At 59.2% G+C, this 851-nt stretch carries 1 protein-coding gene and 1 pseudogene; both read left to right on the top strand.

Annotated features, from left to right (window positions below; all coding sequences use genetic code 11):
- Window positions 1-547: outer membrane protein OmpA (ompA, locus tag AC1D0P_RS26225; protein ID WP_477679401.1), on the top strand; the 547-nt coding region annotated here is incomplete at its 5' end.
- Between the two features lie 66 nt (window positions 548-613).
- Window positions 614-851 (top strand): annotated as a pseudogene (locus AC1D0P_RS26230) (bifunctional 2-polyprenyl-6-hydroxyphenol methylase/3-demethylubiquinol 3-O-methyltransferase UbiG); the annotation flags it as partial.

Raw genomic sequence — 851 nt, forward strand, 5'->3', positions numbered from 1 at the left:
CGGCAACGGCGAGCTGGTCTGGAAAAACGGAACCAACGAACTGTGCTGGCGTGATGCCAACTGGACGCCTGCTACCGCAGCGCCTGGTTGCGATGGCGCAATTGCCCCTGCGATGGCTCCTGCTGCTCCTCCGGTTGCTGGTCAGCCTGCGCAGCCCGCTGCTACTCCTACTCCCCCTCCTCCTGCCGCAACGAAGGTTACCTACGCTGCTGACGCTTTCTTTGACTTCAACAAGTCTGTGATCAAGCCAGAAGGCAAAGCCAAGCTGGATGACCTGGTCGGCAAGATCAAGGACATCAACCTGGAAGTCATCATCGCCGTGGGTCACACCGACTCCGTCGGCAGCGATGCTTACAACCAGAAGCTGTCGGTTCGCCGTTCGGAAGCCGTCAAGGCATACCTCGTGTCCAAGGGCATCGAGAAAAACCGCGTCTACACTGAAGGCAAGGGCGAGAAACAGCCAGTTGCTGACAACAAGACCGCCGAAGGCCGCGCCAAGAACCGCCGCGTCGAAATCGAAGTGGTTGGTACCCGCGCCAACAAGTAATCCTTCGGGATCGCTTCAAAAACCGCGCTCAGGCGCGGTTTTTTTATGCCTCAACGATAATGCCTCATGTCTACAAGCGATAACTTTGACCCCGCCGAACTGGCCAAATTCTCCGATCTCGCCCATCGTTGGTGGGACACCGAAAGCGAGTTTCGCCCCCTGCACCAAATCAACCCGCTACGCCTCGGCTGGATTGACAGCCAAGTCCCGCTCAAGGGCCTGCGCGTGCTGGACGTGGGCTGCGGCGGCGGCATTCTGGCCGATTCCATGGCCCGCAAAGGCGCGGAAGTTCTGGGCATAGACC

The organism is Polaromonas sp. P1_G2 (genome assembly GCF_056405515.1).